Origin of the sequence: Labrys sp. LIt4 (genome assembly GCF_017813775.1) — a bacterium.
In the GTDB taxonomy this organism is placed as follows: Bacteria; Pseudomonadota; Alphaproteobacteria; order Rhizobiales; family Labraceae; genus Labrys; species Labrys okinawensis_A.
Map to the genome: position 1 here is coordinate 170,046 of NZ_JAGIPY010000012.1, position 21,321 is coordinate 191,366.

19 protein-coding genes and 1 tRNA gene are annotated in these 21,321 nt (G+C 65.4%); 11 read left to right on the forward strand and 9 right to left on the reverse strand.

The genetic code is table 11. The features are described 5' to 3' along the window. Positions 1-43: 43 nt before the first annotated feature. Positions 44-1,456 (reverse strand): MFS transporter, encoded by a 1,413-nt coding sequence (locus J8I29_RS21520; RefSeq protein ID WP_209433210.1) that lies wholly within the window; start codon positions 1,454-1,456, stop codon positions 44-46. 137 nt (positions 1,457-1,593) lie between these two features. Then, entirely contained in the window at positions 1,594-2,343 is a 750-nt protein-coding gene (locus J8I29_RS21525; RefSeq protein WP_209433211.1) for a sulfite exporter TauE/SafE family protein, read from the reverse strand. 82 nt (positions 2,344-2,425) lie between these two features. Between J8I29_RS21525 and J8I29_RS21530 the strand changes: the two genes are divergently transcribed. Then, a complete protein-coding gene (locus J8I29_RS21530; protein WP_209433212.1) occupies positions 2,426-3,331 on the forward strand; it encodes a LysR family transcriptional regulator in 906 nt (301 codons plus the stop codon). 3 nt (positions 3,332-3,334) lie between these two features. Here the strand turns inward: J8I29_RS21530 and J8I29_RS21535 are convergent, their stop codons facing one another. Together J8I29_RS21535 and J8I29_RS21540 are read right to left on the reverse strand one after the other, a co-directional pair. Next, positions 3,335-4,105 (reverse strand): hypothetical protein, encoded by a 771-nt coding sequence (locus J8I29_RS21535; protein ID WP_209433213.1) that lies wholly within the window; start codon positions 4,103-4,105, stop codon positions 3,335-3,337. Between the two features lie 398 nt (positions 4,106-4,503). Then, positions 4,504-4,579, reverse strand: a tRNA-Ala gene (locus J8I29_RS21540). A 283-nt stretch (positions 4,580-4,862) separates the two neighbouring features. Here J8I29_RS21540 and cbiB point away from each other — a divergent pair. Next, positions 4,863-5,846: an adenosylcobinamide-phosphate synthase CbiB gene (gene cbiB, locus J8I29_RS21545; RefSeq protein ID WP_105864215.1), complete on the forward strand. Its 984-nt coding sequence runs from the start codon at positions 4,863-4,865 to the stop codon at positions 5,844-5,846. A gap of 165 nt (positions 5,847-6,011) precedes the next feature. On the opposite strand, the gene J8I29_RS21550 is transcribed toward cbiB, so the two are convergent. Next, the gene (locus J8I29_RS21550) at positions 6,012-7,475 is read right to left on the reverse strand and encodes a cobyric acid synthase (RefSeq protein ID WP_245197232.1); all 1,464 of its coding nucleotides are present in this window, start codon (positions 7,473-7,475) and stop codon (positions 6,012-6,014) included. Beyond that, positions 7,472-8,251: a class I SAM-dependent methyltransferase gene (locus tag J8I29_RS21555; protein WP_209433214.1), complete on the reverse strand. Its 780-nt coding sequence runs from the start codon at positions 8,249-8,251 to the stop codon at positions 7,472-7,474. Before J8I29_RS21555 ends, J8I29_RS21550 begins: the two co-directional genes overlap by 4 nt. Positions 8,252-9,151: 900 nt before the next feature. Here J8I29_RS21555 and J8I29_RS21560 point away from each other — a divergent pair. The 7 genes from J8I29_RS21560 to J8I29_RS21590 all read left to right on the forward strand — a co-directional run bounded on the left by J8I29_RS21560 (position 9,152) and on the right by J8I29_RS21590 (position 17,810). Further along, a complete protein-coding gene (locus J8I29_RS21560) occupies positions 9,152-11,815 on the forward strand; it encodes a TIGR02302 family protein (RefSeq protein ID WP_209433215.1) in 2,664 nt (887 codons plus the stop codon). A 564-nt stretch (positions 11,816-12,379) separates the two neighbouring features. Continuing rightward, complete coding sequence (locus tag J8I29_RS21565; protein ID WP_209433216.1) at positions 12,380-13,120, forward strand: ATP-binding cassette domain-containing protein; 741 nt, start codon at positions 12,380-12,382, stop codon at positions 13,118-13,120. 7 nt (positions 13,121-13,127) lie between these two features. After that, positions 13,128-14,171, forward strand: coding sequence for an ABC transporter permease (locus J8I29_RS21570; protein WP_245197233.1), 1,044 nt, complete (start codon positions 13,128-13,130; stop codon positions 14,169-14,171). Between the two features lie 79 nt (positions 14,172-14,250). Next, the gene (locus tag J8I29_RS21575; protein ID WP_105863981.1) at positions 14,251-15,267 is read left to right on the forward strand and encodes a sugar-binding protein; all 1,017 of its coding nucleotides are present in this window, start codon (positions 14,251-14,253) and stop codon (positions 15,265-15,267) included. Between the two features lie 216 nt (positions 15,268-15,483). Next, on the forward strand, positions 15,484-16,083 hold the full coding sequence (locus J8I29_RS21580; protein ID WP_105863980.1) for a DUF2585 domain-containing protein: 600 nt from the start codon (positions 15,484-15,486) through the stop codon (positions 16,081-16,083). 69 nt (positions 16,084-16,152) lie between these two features. Continuing rightward, positions 16,153-17,283 (forward strand): glycosyltransferase, encoded by a 1,131-nt coding sequence (locus J8I29_RS21585; RefSeq protein ID WP_209433217.1) that lies wholly within the window; start codon positions 16,153-16,155, stop codon positions 17,281-17,283. Further along, positions 17,280-17,810: a hypothetical protein gene (locus J8I29_RS21590; protein ID WP_209433218.1), complete on the forward strand. Its 531-nt coding sequence runs from the start codon at positions 17,280-17,282 to the stop codon at positions 17,808-17,810. The genes J8I29_RS21585 and J8I29_RS21590 overlap by 4 nt, the downstream gene beginning before the upstream one ends. Before the next feature lie 405 nt (positions 17,811-18,215). Here J8I29_RS21590 and J8I29_RS21595 read toward each other — a convergent pair whose 3' ends face one another. Further along, on the reverse strand, positions 18,216-18,947 hold the full coding sequence (locus J8I29_RS21595) for an SDR family oxidoreductase (RefSeq protein ID WP_209433238.1): 732 nt from the start codon (positions 18,945-18,947) through the stop codon (positions 18,216-18,218). Positions 18,948-19,028: 81 nt separating this feature from the next. Between J8I29_RS21595 and J8I29_RS21600 the strand changes: the two genes are divergently transcribed. Then, positions 19,029-19,421: a helix-turn-helix domain-containing protein gene (locus tag J8I29_RS21600; protein WP_209433219.1), complete on the forward strand. Its 393-nt coding sequence runs from the start codon at positions 19,029-19,031 to the stop codon at positions 19,419-19,421. A gap of 513 nt (positions 19,422-19,934) precedes the next feature. After that, positions 19,935-20,624, forward strand: a complete 690-nt coding sequence (locus tag J8I29_RS21605) for a hypothetical protein (protein WP_209433220.1) — start codon at positions 19,935-19,937, stop codon at positions 20,622-20,624. Here J8I29_RS21605 and J8I29_RS21610 read toward each other — a convergent pair whose 3' ends face one another. Both J8I29_RS21610 and J8I29_RS21615 read right to left on the reverse strand, forming a co-directional pair. Then, positions 20,625-20,912 (reverse strand): type II toxin-antitoxin system RelE/ParE family toxin, encoded by a 288-nt coding sequence (locus J8I29_RS21610; protein ID WP_209433221.1) that lies wholly within the window; start codon positions 20,910-20,912, stop codon positions 20,625-20,627. Continuing rightward, positions 20,909-21,160 (reverse strand): type II toxin-antitoxin system ParD family antitoxin, encoded by a 252-nt coding sequence (locus tag J8I29_RS21615; protein ID WP_105863976.1) that lies wholly within the window; start codon positions 21,158-21,160, stop codon positions 20,909-20,911. The genes J8I29_RS21610 and J8I29_RS21615 overlap by 4 nt, the downstream gene beginning before the upstream one ends. Positions 21,161-21,321: the final 161 nt, after the last annotated feature.

Genomic DNA, 21,321 nt, shown 5'->3' on the forward strand with positions numbered 1-21,321 from the left:
CAATCGGCGAAAGCCGCGCCAAGGCGCCGCTGGTATCGGAGTGCTATTTCGCGCCGGCCCGCCGGACCCTGAGCTCGTTGCCCGCCCGGGCATCGAGACCGATCATGTCGAGGATGGCGACGAAGGAAATCAGCCCGATCACCGCGAAGGCGATCTGGAAATCGATCAGCGGCAGCGAGCCGTTCGTGCCCGGAAACCAGAGTTCGGCCAGCCTGAGCGCCGCGGCCGCCACGCCGACGCCGAGGCCCATCGACATCTGCTGAGCGACGTTGAAGAGGGTGTTCGCCCCGCTCATCCGCGCTTCCGGCACCTCGGCGAAGGCGATGGTGTTGAGCGCGGTGAACTGCATCGAGCGGGTCAGGCCGCTGGCGAACAGCAGGGCGCAGATCAGCGCAAAGGGCGTCGCCGGCGTCAGCAGCGCATAGGAGGAGATCAGCACGGCGTTGAGGAGGCCGTTGCCGAGCAGCACCTGGCGGAACGTGAAGCGCCGCAGCACCGGCGTGGTGAAGGGCTTCATCACGATGTTGCCGGCGAACACCCACAGCACCAAAAGGCCGGCCTGATAGGCGTCGAGCCCGAAGGCAAGCTGGAACATCAGGGGTGCCAGGAAGGGGACGGCGCCGATGGCGACGCGGAATATCGAACCGCCCCAGATGGTGATGGAGAAGCTGCGGATGCGCAGTGCCCAGGGGTCGACCAGGGGATGCTCGGCCCGCCGGGCGTGAAGAATGGCGGCCGTCGTGACCACGGCGCTGGCGGCCAGCCAGATCGCAGCCAGCGCCATCGAGCCGTCCTGCCGCGAGATCAGGTCCAGGCCATACATCAGGCCGAAGCAGGCAATGCCGATCAGCACGAAGCCCGTCCAGTCGAACGGCTTGGCGCCATCGGGCTTGCCGGCGGGAATCAGCTTCATGGTGAGGATGAAGCCAAGAATGCCGAGCGGCACGTTGAGGAAGAAAATCCAATGCCAGGTCGCATAGGTGGCGAGGAAGCCGCCGATCGGCGGGCCGAGCACGGGCGCCGCCAGTCCGGGCCAGGTGATGGTGGCGATCGCCCGCATCAGGTCCTGCTTGGCGGTGTTGCGCAGCACGATCAGCCGCCCGACCGGCACCATCAGCGCGCCGCCGACGCCCTGCAGGATGCGGGCCGCCGTGAAGGTCCACAGATTGGGGCTGAGGCCGCACAGGATCGAGGCGAGCGTGAAGATCACGATGGCCCAGCCGAACACGGCGCGCGGGCCATATTTGTCGGCGACCCAGCCGCTGGCCGGGATCAGCACGGCCAGGGTGAGCAGATAGGCGGAGATGCCGATATTGAGGTCGATCGGCTGCACGCCGAAGGACTCGGCCATCTGCGGCAGGGCGCTGACCACCACCGTGCCGTCCAGCATTTCCATGAAATAGGCGCCGGCGACGAGAAAGGCCAGGATGGAACTGCTCGCCGGCTTGGAGGTCATGAAGGTCGGTTCCGAAGACTGAAGGCGGCGGGCATCGCCCGCCGCGCCATTGGTCGGACCATAGAAAAAGAAGACGCGGCTGGAAAGGGAAAGCTGAGGACCGGCCTAAAAGAGAACGATCGTTTCCAAATTCGCTTTCACGCATAGGCCCTGATGAAGAAGGCCGCCGTCATGCCGGTCGCGATCGCCAGCGTGGCGAAGCGCACGGCAGCGGAAGGCAGCCGCCGGCCGGCCTGGGCGCCGAGATAGCCGCCGAGGAGAGCCCCGCCGCCCACCAGCAGGGTCTCGTGCCATTCGACCGCTCCGGCGAGTGCGAAGCAGAGCACGGCGGCGCTGTTGGCGGCGGTCACCATCAGCGTGCGGGACGGGTTCAGCGCCTTGAAGTCGGCGCCGTCGAGCAGGCTCCAGGCCGCGATCATCATCAGGCCCACGGCGCCGCCGAAATAGCCGCCATAAAGCCCGAGCAGGGCCTGGATCGCCAGGACCACGGCCGGCCCGGCCGCCAGGCGCGCCCGCAAGGCGGTGCCGAGCCGCGGCCCGCCCGCCAGCATGAGGGTGGCGACCAGCAGCAGCCAGGGCAGCAGCCGGTCGAACATCGACGTCGGTGTCCACAGGAGCAGGAGCGCACCCGCAAGGCCGCCGGCCAGGGTGACGGCGAGCATCCATCCGGCCGGTGCGCCGCAGATCGGATCGAAGCCGCTGCGATAGACATAGGCGCTGGCCGCGCCGCCGGGATAGAGCGCCACAGTACTCGAAGCATTCGCTGCAACCGAAGGCACGCCAGCAGCGATCAGGGCCGGCAGCGTCACGAAGGAGCCGCCGCCCGCCATGGCGTTCATCGCACCGGCAAGCAGGCCGACCCCGGTGAGCAGGAGAAAATCGGACATGGGGGCTTCCTGACATTTGGCCAGCCGATTGACAATCGGGAAGATCCGCCCCTTTCCTTCGGAAAAGCCGAAGGAAAAGACCATGCGTTTCGATCTCACCGACCTGCGCCTTTTCGAGGCGGTGGTGCGGGCGGGCAGCATTTCCGGCGGGGCCGAGCGCATGCACATGGCGCTGGCCTCCGCCAGCGCCCGGGTGAGCGGCATGGAAGCCGTGCTCGGCGCCGCCCTGTTCAGCCGCAGCCGCCGCGGCGTCGAGCCCACCGCGGCCGGACGGGCGCTGCTGCATCATGCCCGCACCATCACCGCCCAGGTCGAGCAGATGCGCAGCGAGCTTCTCACCTTCTCCGCCGGTCTCAAGGGTGAGATCCGCATACTCTCGAACACGGCGGGGCTGGTCGAACTGGTGCCGGCGGCGCTGCGCGTCTTCCTCGCCAACCATCCCGGCGTCGACATCGACATCGAGGAAAGGACCAGCACCGAGATCGTCGAAGCCATCGGGGCCGGTCTGGCCGATTTCGGCGTGATCGCCGCCACCGCCGATCTGGCGGCGCTGGAAACGCGCTCCCTCGGGGTCGATCGCCTGGTGGCGATCACCGCCGGCACCAGCCCGCTCGCGGCCCGGCCGGAGATCGGCTTTGCCGAGTTGATCGGCGAGCCCTTCGTCGGCCTGGCCGGCGGCGCCCTCACCGACCATCTCGCCCGCCATGCCGCCCGCCTGGGGCGGCGCATCGCCTATCGCGTCAGGCTGCGCAGCTTCGATGCCGTGGCCCGCCTCGTCGAGGCCGGCATCGGCGTCGGCGTGCTGCCGCTTGCCGCCGTCGAACGCTATGGCAGCCCCCACCTTGCCGTGTTGCGCCTCAGCGACGGCTGGGCCGATCGCCATTTGGTCGTCTGCGCAAGGTCCCTCGCCGGCCTGTCGATGCATGCCCGCCTGCTCATCGACGAACTCGAGCGGCAGGGCGCTTCGCCTCGAGATCCGAGTAGTTAGTTCTCAGCCAAACACCACCTCGACTGCCCCCAGGTCGCCGAAATCGGCGGTGAAGGCCTGGCCGACCACCGCCTGCAGGATCAGAGGCCCGCCACCGATGGCGATGAGGTTGCCCGGCGGCACCTGCCGGCTGCGACGCGCCAGATAGAGCGAGAGGCTCGCAATCGCCTCCCCGATGTCGCTCATCACCCTTTCGCCCCGGCTCCTGCCGACCACGGCCCCGTTCATGCTGGCGACGACCTCCAGCCCCTTGAGGTCGGCCAGGTGCCGGTCAAAGGCCGGAGCTCCCCTGACGGAGGCGACATGCAGGCCGAAATCGGCCGTCGCCGTCCAGGAATTGAGCGGCACGCCGCCCCTCACCCGGCGGCCGAGGATGGTGATCATCGGCACGCAGCCGATGATGGCCTCCTCGATCAGCGCCAAGGTCACCGGCCGGTGCGGATCGGGATAGGAATCGCCCATCAGCAGGCCGAGGCTCCATTCCGCGCCCAGCACTCCTGGCGGCAGGCGGAAATGGCTGTGGCTCGGCAGCAGGCTCGATGCGGCCAGCGGCCCGAAAAGGGGAACCTCGCATTGCAGGATGCGTCTCGTGGCGGGGATCGTGGCCGTCGCAAAGTAGCCGGCGACATTATCGTCCATGGCGGCAAGCGCCGCATCCTGGACCTCCTCGGCCATCTGCTCCGAGGAAATCAGCTGCAGCGGAAGATCGTCGATAATGCCGCCGGAACGATTGAAAGCCAGCGCCTCACCGAGTTCGGCAACCGACGCTCTCATTCTCATCCTCGATCGTTTCGAAGCCCTGCCAGCCGCGCCATCATACGGCCGGCGGATAGGGACCTTCAAATCAGGAGATCGTCCTATTTTAGGCCGATCGCATAAGGGCGGCATAAAGAAAACCGAGGCCGCGAGGATGATCGGCCGCTCCAGCCCACCGTGCGCGACGCCCTACCCGCCGGCAGCATCGCCGCTTCTGCTTTGGTGCTTCGCGCGTCCAAGGCATTTTTCGGAACGACCAATCGGCGTTTCGGTGGAGGAAATGCCCGCCGCACATGCCATTGCGTAAACTTAATGTGAGGCGGAACGGCGCGCGCCATTGGCAGGCCACTGCGCAAAACATGCAGGCTTTGTTGGCTATTCGGGGGTTCCTGCCTCGCCTGGAGCGCGAAGCGGGATGGTGGAGCTGATGAGATTCGAACTCACGACCTCTGCAGTGCGATTGCAGCGCTCTCCCAACTGAGCTACAGCCCCGGCTGCCCGGAAGCGTCGCCATTTAGTGTTCGTACCTCCCTCCTGTCAAGCGGACTTGCCATATATCCAGGCCCGCTGGCTGAAGATGGCCGAGCCTCGATGGTGCAGTGCCCTTGCCGGGACTGCGCGTGTCCCCATCCGCGGTTCCAGGGGACTGGCTTCAGTCCCAGAAAGGGTGGGGACCGAGCGGAATTTGGAAATCCTTAACCGAATTCTGAGTCTTGGCGAGGCATGGTGGCCCGGAACGGGCTGGGTGCCGATCAAGTTTGGTTTTGCCGTATCGATGGATGTTTTCTCTAGAATTCTCAGTCTCGCGATCGCCTGGGCCTTCGAAATGATCTTCGGCTATCCGCGCTGGCTCTATGCGCGGATCGGCCATCCCGTCACCTGGATGGGCGCCCTCATCGGCTGGCTCGACCGGCGCCTGAATTTTGCGGAGGATGCTCCCTCGACCCGTCGGGGCGCCGGCATCGTTACCACCGGTGTCCTGGTGCTGGTCGCCGGGCTCGGCGGCATTATCGTGGAACGGCTCTGCCTTTCCATCACCTATGGCTTCATTCCGCTCGGGCTGATCGCTTCCGCGCTGATCGCCTCCAAGAGCCTGGGCGACCATGTCGAGGATGTCGCGCATGGGCTGGAGGTCGGCGGCCTGGCCGGCGGCCGCAAGGCCGTCTCGATGATCGTCGGGCGTAATCCCGAAACCCTGGACGAGCCGGGTGTCTGCCGTGCCGCGATCGAGAGCCTGGCCGAGAATTTCTCCGACGGCGTGGTGGCGCCGGTGTTCTGGTATGCCTTGTTCGGCCTGCCCGGCATCGCCGTCTACAAGATCATCAACACCGCCGATTCGATGATCGGCCACCGCACCCCCCGCCACGAGGCCTTCGGCTGGGCCGCCGCCCGGCTCGACGACTGGCTGAACCTCATCCCCGCCCGCCTGACGGCCCTGATCATCAGCGCCGCCGCCTTCATCCGCCATCGCCGCGGGCGGGCCGCCATCGCTGCCGTCAGGCGCGATGCCGGCAAGCACCGCTCGCCCAATGCCGGCTGGCCCGAGGCAGCCATGGCCGGCGCGCTCGACCTGCGCCTCGCCGGCCCCCGCATCTATGGCGAGACCCTGGTCGAGGACGCCTATATGGGCAATGGCCGGGCCGATGCCGGTGCGGCCGACATCCGTCGCGCGCTCGATCTCTATCACATGGCCTGCGTGATCCTGTCGGCCTTGATCGGCCTCCTCACCTTCTACCTGATCTACAAGCAGTATCAGTAGGAGCGCCCGCTCTCCCGGCTCGGGAGAGAGCCTGGGGGTGAGGAAATTCCGGATGGAGCGGGGATCGGCATCTTTCCGCCGGCAAGTCCGGCGTTTCCAAGATGGTGGATCTGGAGATCGACCCACCGGACGCGCGCCAAACCCAGCAAAGCTAGCGGCTTCGCCCTACAGCCCGATGATCCGCCCGATCGCCGTCATGTCGAGATGGCTGGCGAGATGGGCGGCGAAAGCGTCCAGCGTCTCCTCCACCACGGCTTCATAGGCCAGGCTGCTGCCCTGCCCGCCGAGGCGGGCGAGCCAGGCGGCCCGCTGGCGATCGTCGCCGAACAGGCCATGCACATAGCAGCCTGCGATGCGGCCATCCGCCGAGCCGGCTCCGTCGAGGCTGCCGTCGTCGAAGCGCAGCAGCGGACGGGTGAGCGCGGGCCCCTCGGTAACGCCGACATGCATCTCATAGCCGGAGAAAGCGACCCCGTCCGCGCAGCTGCGCCCGCTCACCGCCACCAGGCGCTTGTCGCCGCCGAGGCGGGTAACGGCGTCGAGAAGGCCGAGGCCCGCGACCTCGCCCGGCGGTCCTTCGATGCCGTCGGGATCGGCGATGCGTCTGCCCAGCATCTGGTAGCCGCCGCACAGGCCGAGGACATGGCCGCCGCGCCGGACATGGGCCGCGATGTCGATGTCCCAGCCTTCGGCGCGCAGGAAGGCAAGGTCGGCAATGGTCGCTTTCGAGCCGGGCAGGATGACGAGATCGGCCACCGGCAGGGGCTGGCCGGGCTTCACCATGACGAGATCGACCTCGGCCTCCTGGGCCAGCGGATCGAGATCGTCGAAATTGGAGATGCGCGGCATCATCGGCACTGCGATGGTCAGCTTGGCGCCGGCGCGGCGCGAGCCATAGGAGCCGAGCGCCAGCGCGTCCTCCGCCGGCAGGCGACCGGCCTGAGGAAAATGCGGCACCAGGCCGAGGGCCGGCCAGCCGGAACGTTCCGCGATGAAGGCCATGCCGTCGGCGAACAGGCTGGCATCGCCGCGCATCTTGTTGACGATGAAGCCCCGGATCAGGGCGGCATCCTCGGGATCGATCGCCGCCTTCGTGCCGAGGATCTGCGCGATCACGCCGCCGCGGTCGATATCGCCGGCGAGCAGCACGGGGGCGTTCACTGCCCGGGCAAAGCCCATATTGGCGATGTCGCCGGCGCGCAGATTGACCTCCGAGGCCGAGCCCGCTCCCTCGACCAGCACGAGATCGGCTTCGGCTCTCAGGCACTCGAAACTGTCGAGCACGTCGGCCATCAGCGCGGGCTTGAGCGCCTGGTAGTCGCGGGCGCGGGCCGAACCGCGCATGCGGCCCTGCACGATGATCTGCGCCCCGATCTCCGATTGCGGCTTCAAGAGCACCGGGTTCATATGCACGCTGAGCGCCACCCGCGCCGCCCGGGCCTGGAGCGCCTGCGCCCGGCCGATTTCGCCGCCATCCACGGTGACGGCGGCATTGTTCGACATGTTCTGCGGCTTGAAGGGACGCACTCTCAGGCCCCGGTCGGCGAAATGACGGCACAGTCCCGCCACCAGCAGCGACTTGCCGACATCCGAGCCCGTGCCTTGGATCATGAGGATTCTGGCGGTCATCGATGCCCCGAGCTCCCGCGCAGCCGGCCGAGGGGAATGAAATCCGGCGATGTCGGCGTCGAGGGGCCCCGCTCCCAATCACCATACCAGGCCTCCACCTCCAGGCCCGCCTGGTCCAGCGCCCGCTCCAGCTCGGACCGCGGCGCAAAGGCGATGCGCGAATGCGACGACAGCGTCCGCCCGTCGGCAAGGATGCGATAATGGGTGCCGTAGGTCACGACCTCCGAGGCGGGATCGTGCGTGACGTCGTTCCAGGCCTCGACTGCCCCGAAACGCGGATGCTCGATCCGCCGGCGCGATTGCTCCGGCGTCCATTCCCGCCACTGCTCCATGGCGGGGTTGCGGCTGTCGAAGATGAAACGGCCCCCGGGCTCCAGATGCGCCGCGATCGTGCGCAGGGCGGCGATGCGGTCCTCCTGCGTGAGAAAGACCTGGAAGGCATGACCGGTCATCACCACGAGGTCGAAACGGCGGCCAAGCCGCACGATACGACCGTCCCCCTGCACGAAGGTCACCCGGTCGCCGCCCGGGCGGCGGCGGGCGATATCGAGCATGGCAGCGGCGGGATCGACGCCGAAGACGGTGCAACCGGGCTGGCGCGCCACGTCCGCCGCAAGATCGCCCGTGCCGCAGCCAAGATCGAGCACCGAAGCACAGCCCGCCGCCAGAGACCGGCAGCAGGCGCGATCGGCGCTCCACTCGTTCTCGACGTCATAGAAGCTGGCGAGATCCGGATCCTCATAGAGCCGGTCGGGGCGGGCATTGTCGTGGTTCACGGGCGTGTCGGTCCTGCTCGGCTCGTTCCAGGTGTTGCTTGCCTATCACCCCTATCCAGCGCCGCAAAGCCTGCCGATTCGCTACGCCCGAAGCGACATTCCGCGCCCGGTCCGCCGCAGCTCGACCACTCTCCTCGGTGATGGCGGCCTCGTTCGACGTGTTTTGCGGCCCGGGGAGGCGCCTCCCAGGCCGCGGTCGATGGACTGACGGCACAGCCCCGCCACCGGCGGCGACTGGCCCATGCCCGACCATGCCCTGGATCATGAGGATCCTGGCGGTCATCGTCCTTCGCGTCGGGAACCAATCCCGCGGTTAATGGTTGTTCAAAGCCGGAGCGGATTCCTCCGTTCCGCATCAGTAATGGAGATGGTATAATGGGACGCGCGCTTTTGCTCTGGCTGGTCGGAATACCCATTCCGATCATCATCTTGCTTTGGCTGTTCTTCTTCCGGTAAAAAACAACGCAATCAAGATCGATTTATACGCGTTATCATGCCGAAGCGCTCTCATCGCTCAAAGATCTCATGCATCATAGACCGACAAGAAGGCGGTCCCGTCAAAACGGGACCAGATATTGCCGGTCTTGCCGAATATACCGCGGATTTGAGCCCCTTGGTGCTGTCCGCAGCGTGTGGAATTTGACTTTCTCCTTTTAAGATTCCCATCGGCCGACATTTGGTGGCGAGCTGCTTCATCGGCGTGCTTCTGCCGCAGCCGGCGCGCCCATCCCGGGCAAGGTCTGGGTATCCTTTGGCCTAGTCATCCCTTCAAAATAGGCGCTTGGCGGCAAACATGCGTTTGGACATGGATTTGCCACGCACAGGCTTATGATAGGCAGGTACTGGAATCACCCGGCTGGGCGGCCTATCCTGCTGCCGATCGAGATGTTTGGATGATGCATGGCTGATCCCGAGGCAGGCATGAGCGAGGAAGCGGCAGGCGACACACGCGCCTTCGAAACGCTCGTGCTACGTGCGAGGCTTGCCCTGTTCTGGGAACAGGCCTGGCCGCGCCTGGCCGTGCCGGTGGGTGTTATCGGCCTGTTCGTGGCACTGAGCTGGTTCGATCTGTTCGGGGTGCTCGCCGGCCTGCCGCGTCTTGCTCTCTTCCTGGCCTTTTTTGCCGGCCTTCTCGCTTCGCTCTGGCCGCTCGCCCGGCTGCGCTTCCCCAGCCGGGACATGGCTCTCCATCGCATCGACGAGGCCATCGGCCTGCCGCATCGCCCGGCCACCACCCGGCAGGACCGGCTGGTGCAGGGCGGCGGGGATCCGCTCGCCGAAGCGTTGTGGCGCCGGCATCTGCGCCTCGCCCTGGAGGCGAGCCGCCGGGTGAGCCTCGGCCTGCCCTCGCCCGGCCTGCCACAGCTCGATCGCTATGGCCTGCGCGTCGGCGCCATCCTGGCCCTGTTCGTCGGCTTCTTCTATGCGGGGGCCGAACGCCTGCCGCGCCTCATCGATGCCCTCGCCTCTCCCCGGCACGACATCGCCGCGCTGTTCTCGGGCCAGGACGGCGAGCTGTCAGGCATGCGCATGGACGCCTGGGTGACGCCGCCGCCCTATACGCGCCGTGCCCCCCAGGTCCTCTCGCAGGCCAATCAGGGCGCGCCGATCCCGGTGCCGCAGGGCTCCGTCCTCGTGGTTCGCCTTGCCGGCGACAAGGGCGCCGAGATCGCGGCACAGGCGGGCACCGAGGACGTCCCCTCTTCGACGCCCGCCGATCAGGAAGCCGCCGTCGTCGAAAAGCGCCTCAAGCTGATGTCCGACACCGGCATCGACATTCGCCATGGCGACGGCAGCCTGACGCGCTTTGCCTTCACCGTCATCCCCGACAGACCGCCCACCATCGCCTTCGAAGGGCCGGTGAAGCCCGACGGCAAGGGCGGCATGATCTTCAGCTACAAGATCGACGATGATTACGGCGCCACCGCCGTCGAGAGTCAGAGCACGCTGCTGTCGGACGGGCATCCGCTCTACCAGCCGCCGAAGATCGCCCTCTCCGCGCCGGCGGGCCATGCCCGCTCCGGCACGGTGACGGCAACGCGCAATCTCTCGGCCGATCCGCTGGCCGGCGCCACCGTCAAGATGACGCTGGTGGTACGCGACGATGCCGGCAATGAGGGCCGCAGCGAGCCTCAGGACGTCACCCTGCCCCAGCGCGAGTTCCAGAACCCGCTCGCCCGCGCCCTGGTGGAACAGCGCCTCACCCTGGCGCTCGATGCCAACCAGGCCCGCGAGGTCAAATATGCGCTGGAAGCGCTGATGATCGCGCCGGAAGACTTCACCAAGGATGCCGGCCTCTATCTCGGTCTGCGCACCGTGCGCGACCGGATCGACCGCGCCAATTCCGATGACGCCTATCGCGACGCCGCCGATTATCTCTGGCAGATCGCGCTCGCCATCGAGGAAGGCGACGGCAGCGTCGCCGAGCGCCGGCTCAGGGCCGCGCGCGAAAAGCTGAAGGAGGCACTGGAACGCGGCGCCTCGCCCGAGGAGATCGAAAAGCTCACCCAGGAATTGCGCCAGGCCCTCAACGATTTCCTGCAGGACTATGCCAAGCGCCAGCAGCAGGCCCTCAAGAACACCCAGAAACCCGGCGACAAGCCCGTGCGCAACATCACGCCGGAGGAACTGAACAAGCTGCTCGACCAGCTCGAGAATTCGGCCAAGAACGGCAAGAAGGACGATGCGCAGAAGCTGCTCTCGCAGCTCGACGACATCCTCAACAACCTGGCCAATCCCGAGGATAGCGTCGGCCAGGGCGATCCCACGATGCAGCAGATGCAGCAATCGCTCAACGACATGGGCAAGATGATCCTGCGCCAGCAGCGCCTGCGCGACCAGACCTACCGCCAGAACCAGCCTTTCGGGCAAGGACAGGAAGGACAGGGCCAAGAGGGCCAGGGGCAGGACGGCCAGGGACAGAATGGCCAGGGTCCGGGCGACCAGGGGCTTGGCGACCAGGGACTCGGCGATCAAGGCCAAGGTGGACAGGGACAGGGCCCGTCCGGCCAGGGTCGCCAAGGCCAGAATGGACAGGGGCCGGGCAGCACGGGCCAGGGCGGGCAGGGCCAAGGTGGACAGGGCGAAGCTTCGCCCTCCCTCGACCAATTGAAGGAACGCCAGCAGGCGCTGCGCCAGCAATTGGAGAAGATGCAGAAGAATCTGCGCGATAGCGGCGCGGAGACCCCTGGTGCCCTGGGCGAGGCCGGGCAGGCCATGCGCGATGCCGAAAACCAGCTTGGCGAGCAGGATGGCGAGAATGCCGTCAATTCGCAGGGACGGGCCATCGAAGCCCTGCGCAAGGCGGCCAAGGGGCTGGCCGAGCAGATGGCGCAGGCCCGCAAGAACGGCAAGGGCCCGCAGCAGGGCAACAATCGGGGCGGCAAGGATCCGCTCGGCCGGCAATTGCCCAATGGCCCCGACTTCAGTGCCGACGGCTCCACCGAGGCTTCGCCTTCCAGGCGCGCCGGCGAAGTCCTGAACGAACTGCGCCGCCGCCTCGCCGATCCCAACCGCCCGAAGGCGGAGACGGACTATCTGGAGCGCCTGCTCAACCGGCAGTGAGGCATGCCACGCATCGCATGTCATCCCGTGCGCGATGCGGCAGTCATGCAGCACCGCAGGCATGGGATCTCTTCCAGGATCGAAGACTTTCTTGCCAGTGACCGCGAATGACCCGGTCGCTCACATGCGAGCGCCCCGGCCGTTATGCGCAAGAGGCTTGACACCCCGGCCAGATGACAAGCACTATCGGGCGGCTACAGCAAATATAAACAAGACGACATTGAAAGTCGCCGGCACTATGTGGATCGGGAGGCCCAAGTGCAGAAAATCGGTGCAGAAAACAAGCACTGCCGTGACATCTATCATCATGACGATGAATGCTTGCGTTTCGTCAAAAGAACGCTTCAGCCAGCGCCGCCCTTAGATCGCGCAATGATTGAAATTCAGACAAGATCGTAAAGACGATACTGAGTTTCTGCGCGCCGGACCGCCTCACCGTCAGGTGCATAACGCCACAGGACAGGCTTCAAGGCCACCACGGCCGGCGGGTTATCTCGCGCAATACGTGCAATATCGTCTGACAATATCAAATATAGTGCCATCGGTACGAGGGAGCGCCTCGCAATGACGCTGCTGGTCTTACAAAAAGTCGGAAAAAGCTTCGGGGCGATCAAGGCGCTCACCGATGTCGACCTCACCATCGGCCGCGGCGAGATCGTCGGCCTGATGGGCGACAACGGCGCGGGCAAGTCGACCCTGGTGAAGCTGATCGCCGGCAACTTCCCGCCCACCTCCGGCGAGATCATGCTGGACGACGAGACGGTGCATTTCCACAAGCCCGTCGAGGCGCGGGCCAAGGGCATCGAAGTGGTCTATCAGGACCTGGCCCTGTGCAACAATCTCTCGGCCGCCGCCAACGTCTTTCTCGGCCGCGAGATCAAGAAGCGGATCGGGCCTTTCCGCTGGCTCGACCACGGGACGATGATCCAAAAAGCCGGCGAGCTTTTCGCCGAGCTCAAATCCGAAACCCGTCCCCGCGATCTCGTCCGCCAGATGTCGGGCGGCCAGCGCCAGGCCGTGGCCATCGCGCGGACCCGGCTCTCCAAGGCCAAGATCGTGCTGATGGACGAGCCGACCGCCGCCATCAGCGTGCGCCAGGTCGCCGAGGTGCTTGGCCTGATCCGGCGCCTGCGCGATGCCGGAATTTCGGTGGTGTTGATCTCCCACCGCATGCCCGATGTGTTCGAGGTCTGTGACCGCGTCATCGTCATGCGCCGCGGCCACAAGGTGGCGGACAAGCCGATCGACCGGACTTCCCCCGAAGAGGTGACCGGCCTGATCACCGGCGCCATCCAGGTGGCATGAGGCTGCGATGACGAACACCATGCCCCCCGCTTCCCGCAACGATCCGAGCCGCGACAGCGCCGGCGTCTCCATCGAATCCGTCCTGGCGATCCGCGAGAAGTCGCTGTGGCAGACGCTGGTCTCCAGCCAAGCCTTCTGGGTCACCATCGCGCTGATCGTCATCTGCGTGCTGATGTCGCTGCGCGAGCCGCGCTTCGCCACCGAGGACAATTTCTACAACATCACCCGCAACTTCGCCTTCATCGGCATCATGGCGCTGGGCGCCACCGTGGTGATCATCACCGGCGGCATCGACCTGTCCGTCGGCTCGATCATGGGCCTGGTGGCGGTCGCCTGCGGCCTCACGCTGGAGGCCGGCTATCCCTGGTATGCCGCCGTCGGTGCCGGCCTTGCCGCCGGCGCTCTGGCGGGCGCCGTCAATGGCGGCCTCATCGCCTATGTCGGGCTGTCCCCGTTCGTGGTGACGCTGGGCATGCTCTCGGCGGCGCGCTCGGTCGCCGTGGTGCTCTCGGGCAACAAGATGCTCTACAATTTCGGCCCCGGCGGCCCGGCCTTCAAGACTATCGGCGCCGGCTCGATCCTCGGCATCGCCAATCCGGTCTGGGTGCTGCTCGTCCTTACGCTGGCCTTGTTCGTGGTGATGCGCATGACGAGCTGGGGCCGCCATCTCCTTGCCATCGGCGGCAACGAACAGGCTGCCAACCTGACCGGCGTGCCGGTCAAGCGCATCAAGCTGCAGGCCTATGTCGTCTCGGGCATCAGCGGCGCCATCGCCGCCATCCTCAGCGTCGGCTGGGCCGGCTCGGCCATCAATTCCCTCGGCACGGGCTATGAGCTGCGCGCCATCGCTTCCACCGTGATCGGCGGCGCCAATCTGATGGGCGGGGAAGGCGGCGCCTTCGGCGCGCTGATCGGCTCGGCCCTGCTCGAGGTCATCCGCAATGCCCTGCTGATGGCCGGCGTCGATTCCAACTGGCAGGGTGTCTTCGTCGGCAGCTTCCTGGTTCTCGCGGTCCTGCTCGAAAGGATCCGCGGCAAGAGACGCGAATGACCGGTCGAACCGGCGTCGTGTGAATGGCCCAAGGGCGTGCCGAGGGCACGCCCGGAGGGTGCAATATCCGGAGGAAACGATGCTCAAATATCTGATGACCACGGCAGCCTTCGCCGTCGGCCTCGCCGCGACGGCCGGCGCCGCTTCTGCCGCCGACAAGCTCACCTTCGCGCTGGTGCCGAAAAACACCAACAACCCCTTCTTCGACCAGGCGCAGGCCGGCTGCAAGAAGGCCGAGAAAGAGCTGGGCGGCGCGATCGAATGCCTCTATGTCGGCCCGGGCGAGCATGGCGGCGGCGACGAACAGGCCCAGATCGTGCAGGACCTGATCACCAAGGGGGTGGACGGCATCGCCGTCTCGCCGGCCAACGCCCCGGCCATCGCGGCCGCCTTGCAGGGCGCGGCCGGCGCCAAGATCCCGGTGCTGACCTGGGACTCGGACCTTTTGGCCGACAACAAGGGCGAGCGCCTCGCCTATGTCGGCACGCATAATTACGAGATCGGCGTCAACCTCGCCAAGCTCGCCATGAAGATCAAGCCCAAAGGCGGCAAGATCTGCATCCAGTCCGGCGGCGCGGCAGCGGCCAACCACAATGAGCGCATGCAGGGCATCCGCGATACCCTGGCCGGCAAACAGAGCGCCCAGGCGCCCGGCGAGCGCCTCGCCGGCCAGAACGGCTGGACCGAGGTCGACGGCTGCCCCCTCTACACCGACGACGACTTCCCCAAATCCGTGCAGCAGATGGAGGACACGCTCGGCAAATATCCCGATCTCGACGCCTTCATTCCGACGGGCGGCTTCCCGCAATTCCTGCCCGACGCCTACCGGCAGGTCGCCGGCAAATACAAGGACAAGATCGCATCCGGCGCGCTCGCCCTGGTGGTGGCCGATACGTTGCCCGTGCAGCTCGACCTGCTCAAGGCGGGGCTGGCCTCCGGCAATGTCGGCCAGCGCCCCTTCGAGATGGGCTACAAGGCCATGTATTTCCTGAAAGACATCAAGGACGGCAAGGCCCCGCCCAAGGACCCGACCTATACCGGCCTCGACGTCTGCACGCCGGAGAATGTCGCCACCTGCATCGGCGGCGGAAACTGACGCAGCAGGTAGGATGGACGCGCCGGCCGCCTCCATCCTGCCGGCAGCACGCCGGTAACGAAAGGGAGAGCCGGCACGCCAGGCCCCATAGCGAAAACCGGCGGGCCTGGCTGACAGCTTGCCTTCGCTGCGAAGCCGCGCTCGGTGCCGTCCCGGCTTGCCAATGCCGGCCAATGGTGGGACACACGCCCTGTTGCACTGGAAACCGGGCGCGTCATGAATCCTTCCTCCGAAACGGTCGCGCGAAGCGCCACCCCCGCCCCGGCGCTGCGCTTCTGGCTGGCCGGTGCGGGCCTGATCGCTCTGGCGGCGCTGATCCTCTTTGCCATGGGCCGCAATCCGATCTGCACCTGCGGCACGGTGAAACTATGGGTCGGCGATCCCAACACCGCCGACAATTCCCAGCACATCGCCGACTGGTACACGCTCTCGCATGTCATCCATGGCTTCCTGTTCTGCGGCCTGTTCTGGCTGCTGGCACGGAGCCGTCCGCTCGGCTTTCGCGCCCTGTTGGCCCTGGTGGTGGAGGCGGGCTGGGAGATCCTGGAGAACAGCCCGCTGATCATCAACCGCTATCGCGAGGGCACCATCGCGCTGGGCTATGAGGGCGACAGCATCCTGAACTCGGTGAGCGACATCCTGTTCATGCTGGTGGGCTTCCTCATCGCCTCGCGCCTGCCCGTCTGGGCGACGGTGGCGCTCGCCATCTTCTTCGAACTGCTGGCCCTCTACGCCATCCGCGACAACCTCACCCTCAACGTCCTCATGCTGATCTATCCGATCGCCAGCGTCAAAGCCTGGCAGAGCGGGTTGTAAGGTCCCGGTCCAGTTGACAAATCGGGCCGCGCCTCGCCAAGTCTTCGCCTTGCGCACGGAGCCGCCGCCTTGGCCAGATCATATCGCATCCTCTTTCTCAGCGTCTCCGCCGGAGCCGGCCATATGCGGGCGGCCGAAGCCCTGAAGGAAGCGACGCTCCTGCTGGCGCCCGATGCCAAGGCGCAGCATCTGGACGTGATGGACTATGTGTCCTCGACCTTCCGCAAGATCTACACCGACTATTACATCAAGCTCGTCACCAAGCATCCCGCCCTGTGGGGCATGCTCTACCAGGCGAGCTCGGACGCGCCGCCCGACGCGGTCTCCCAGAAATTGCGGCGCGCGGTGGAGCGTTTGTCGACCCGGCCGCTGCGCAGCGCCATCGACGCGTTCGCGCCCGATGCCATCGTCTGCAGCCATTTCCTGCCGGCCGAACTCCTGATGCGCGAGGTCGGCAGGGGTCGGCTCGACGTGCCGGTCTTCGTGCAGATCACGGATTTCGACCTCCACCGCATGTGGGTGATCCCGCGCATGTCCGGCTTCTTCGCCGGCAATGAAGAGGTCGCGTTCCGGCTGCGGGCCCATGGCATCGAGGCAGACAGGATCCATGTCACCGGCATTCCGATCATGCCGGCCTTCGCGCAGGACCATGAGCGCGGGGCCTGCGCCGCCGCCTTCGGGCTCGATCCCGCCAGGCGCACCTATCTCCTGATGGGCGGGGGCGCCGGCCTCGGCGTCGGGCCGGTGGCCAGGCGCCTCACGGCTGCCGATCCCGAGCTCCAGCTCGTGGTGCTGGCCGGCAAGAACCAGAAGGCGCTGGCGGAACTCCAGGCCCTGGCGGCCAGCCGGCCGGGCCGCCTCTTTCCGCTCGGCTTCACCAACGAGGTGCCGCGCCTGATGGCGGCGGCGGATCTCGTCATCACCAAGCCCGGGGGGCTCTCCACCTCCGAATGCCTGGCCATGGGCGTGCCGATGCTGCTCAGCGCCCCGATTCCGGGGCAGGAGGAGCGCAATGCCGATTATCTCATGGAGAACGGGGCGGCGATGAAGGCGATCGACGAGATCGGCCTGGAATATCACGTCGCCTTGTTGAAGGCCGAGCCGGAGCGCCTCGCCGCGATGCGCCGCCAGGCCCGCGCGCTCGGCCGGCCCGAGGCCGGTCGGGACGCCATGCGCATCGTGCTGGAGGCCCTGAGGTGACCGGCCTGGATATTCCCGGCTCCGCAAGCCCGGCCCGGTGCGGCGCCCTCGCCCAGCCCGCGGCGCTCGTCGCCATGGTGCTGGTGCTCGGCTTCTTCTTCGCCAATGTCGAGATCCAGATCGAGGGCGGCCATGGCTGGGCCACCAGCCTGCCGACCTGGCGGATCGAGCACCACTGGCTGCTCGACATTGTCTGGGGCGGGCGCCCGATGACCGGCTATCACGCCTGGGTCTTCCCCTTCATGGCGATCTTCTTCCATTTTCCGCTGGTGTTCGCCTGGACCTGGTCCTGGCGGCTGGAAGCGCGCGTGATCGCCTGCATCATGATCTTCTGGCTGAGCGAGGACTTCCTGTGGTTCGTGCTCAACCCGGCCTTCGGCCTCACCCGCTTCAGCCCCGAATTCGTGCCCTGGCATATCCATTGGTTCTGGGTGGCGCCGGTGGACTACTGGACGATGTCGACGGCCGGGATCCTGCTGCTGGTCTGGTCCTATCGGGGATATCGGCGACCGAAATGTGGAGGATGATCCTGCCTTCCGGGCTGCCGGGTCGGGAGAAAAGAAAGGCTATCGCCGTTTTTCAGGCCCTCAACCTACAGTCTCATGCGTCACTCGGAGGTGCTTCTTCTTCCGCGCACCGGGAACCGATTGAACGCGTGAAAACATATATCGTCGGCGGAAAGCAGCTGCCGTTCGGCATCCGGCCCCCATCTCAGCCATTACCTCTCGTTCCTGCAATGACTGCCTCTGGCCCGAAGAGGACGTTTCACGACAGGTGGACGGGGTCGTGGAGAACCGAGGCACTAACATGATCGCACTCGGTGTTCAGTGGCTTTTTCGATGCTGAACGGCTTCGACGTAAAGTCGGTCCGTCATCGAGCGCGTTTGTTGTACCCGACCGGCTCAGATCGGGTACACCGGTTCACCTTGACCTTAGACCTGCCGCAAGCCGCCGTCGACGCACAGTTCGGCACCGGCGATGTAGCTCGCCTCATCGCTCAACAAGAACAAGGCGGCCGCAGCCACTTCTGACGGCCGCGCCATTCGCCCCATCGGGATCGGAGCGACAAGTGCCGCACGCGTGTCTTCCGGAACCGCGGCCATCATTTCCGTATCCGTTGGACCCGGAGCAACAACGTTGACGCGTATACCTTTGGGCGCGAGTTCTGCCGTCCAGGTTCGAGCATAAGAACGGACGGCTGCCTTGGTGGCGGCATAGGTTCCGTACGAAGAATAGCCCGCGTTATCGGCGATGGATCCGACGAGGACGACCGCCCCGCCTCCCGTCATCACGGGGAGAGCCGCCTGCAGGCCGAAAACCATTCCGCGGACGTTGACGCCGAAGTGGCGGTCGAAGTGGTCTGGCGTTATTTCGGCTATTTGCGCAGGCTCGGAGAGGCCTGCATTCAAGACGAGCGCGTCAATACGGCCGCATGCCTGTCGCACTTTTTCGACAGCCTCCACCATATCTTCGGGCACACTGGCATCGGCGGCAATGGCGACCGCGTCATGGCCGATACCCTTGGCCGCCTTCTCGGCATCTTCACTTCTACGACTGGTGATGAAGACCTTCGCCCCTTCCGCAGAAAGCCGCTCTGCAATCGCCAGGCCTATACCCTTGGCGCCGCCGACGACCAGGGCAACCTTGTTACTCATTCGAGCCATCGTGAATCCTTTCAATTGATGGTCTCGCCATGATATACGCCGGATATCTGGTATCAATTACGCACCTAGAGTAGCCTAGATATGGATGAGTATACCGACCTGGAAGCTCTTTCTCATTGCGCCCTTGGCGAGATGGCGCGGGTTCGCCCGGTGCTCGACAAGATCGCTGACAAATGGACGATCCTGATCCTGATAGTGATCTGTCCCAAACCCTCGCGCTTCAACGAGATCAAGCGGCGTCTCGATGGGATTACGCACAAGGCTCTCGCCGACGCTTTGAAGAGGCTTGAGCGGAACGGCCTTGTGACGAGGACCGTACTCCCGACGCAGCCGATTGGCGTGGAATATGCAATCACTCCACTCGGCCATTCACTGCGGGGTCCGTTTGAAGCCCTGTGTTCATGGGCAGCCGCCAATGGCGACAAAGTCGAAGCAGCCACGCTGCGCTATGACAACACGGGAAGTCGTCGCTGACGATGTTGATATAACCGCTCCCGGCGCTAAGCGGCCATAGCAGGCAGTCGAATCGCGCGGGCCTGGGAACGATCGCTCGCGGCCGGCAAATACTGCTGGATTGGCCCAAACGAGCAAAACGAGCCGCGGCTGTTTTTCGACAATTAGACGATGCCGACGACCCGCATCCTCCTGCTGGCCTGGTCAATCACGACGCAGGACAACCGTTTCCGAAGGCATAGACGAAGGCGGGAAAATCGGCTCCATGACGATGGATTTTTCCAGGGTCGCACGATGATTCGCCGCTTGCTGTCCTTCGCTTTGCTTTCCGTCTTACTTCCCGCCGCCCCTGCCCTCGCGCGGGATGCCGGCATCGGCACGGGCGCATCGAGGATGCCCGCAGCGGTGACGGCACCTGCACCATACGCATGGCCCAGCTTAGCCCCTCTATCGCCGTGGTCGACAACGATGCCTGCGGCGGCCTGAACTCACTTTCACCGGCCTTTATTTCAAGCAATGATCCGAGAAAAAGACATGTTCCGTTCCAGCCTGAGCGCCGCGCTTCTGCTTGCTGCCGCCACCGGTTCCGCCTTCGCCGCCAACGGCGTCTGCCGCGGCTTCAATTTCCAGAACGACCTTTCCGCCATCAGCCTCTACGAGGTCGCCGAGAGCGGGCGCACCTTCTTCATCAAGGGTCCGACCAGCCAGCGCGAAAGCTGCCCGTCCCTCTCGCCGGCCTGCCGGCAGCGCTCCTTCCTGGTCGAGGGCGACAAGGTAGTGGTGAACGAGATCGAGGGCGATTTCGCCTGTGCCAACTATGTTGACCGCAAGGGCACCGACATTGCGAGCTGGCTGCCGCTTTCGTCGCTCTCGCGGGTCCAGGTCCAGCCGCGCTGGGACGGACGCTGGAGCACCTATGACGGGCGCTCGGTCATCACCATCAAGACCACTGGCGGCGGGCGCATGTTCGTGCGCGGCCATGCCACCTACGACACCGGCTCCTACGTCAATACGGGTGAGTTCGAGGTTGAGGGCGACGCCAACGAGCGGGAGTTTGCCTTCGGCTATTATGGCGGCCAGCAGATGGGGTACGAAGAGGCCAATGCGGGGCCCAAACGCTGCGCGGCCCGCATGGCCCAGCTCGGCCCCTATATCGCGGTGATCGACAATGATGCGTGCGGCGGCGAGAACGTGCGCTTCACGGGGCTCTATTCGCGGCAATAGTCACAACAGATGCTCCCAATCCTGCCGGCCGTGGAGAATACGCACAATCAGGATGCCGGATCCGTCGAGCACATAGACGATAACGTGTGCCTGGTGGAAATGGACACGGACCGGGGGGCGGAATTCCGTCCGTTCCCGGGCGATCAAGGGCTGTGAAGCCAAATTATCGAGACAGCGCTGCAGGTCGGCTTGATAGCGTTCAGCCTGCAGCAAGCCGAACATCGCAACGCCATGCAGATAGAGCCTGACGATATCGGTGTCAGCCTGCCGAGATAAGCGATAGGTCAAGCTTTGTGGCCGATGCCGGCACGAGAACGAGCATCCGCAATGATGTCTTCGAAGCTGCGTGGGCTAATACCACTTTCCAGCCCTTCATCGATCAGACGCTGCAACCGCTCGATACCGCTTTGGCGTTCCTGATCCCTCCGGATGAGATCACGCACGTAATCGCTGGCATTGCCAAATCGGCCGGTTTGGGTCTGTTGCTCGACCCAATCCTTCATACCGTCAGGCAGCGATACATTCATGGTAGCCATGATATCTCCTTTGCAGAGATAATGACATCACTGGCAAAGATTGCCAAGTTCAGTCGAACTCGGAGCGCCAAGGGAGGTGCTACATCCGGCAACTGTAGTTGAGCGAGTGTCAGGCCTTGAACGGGGCCTGATCGCGCAAGATTGCATTGAGAGTGATGAGG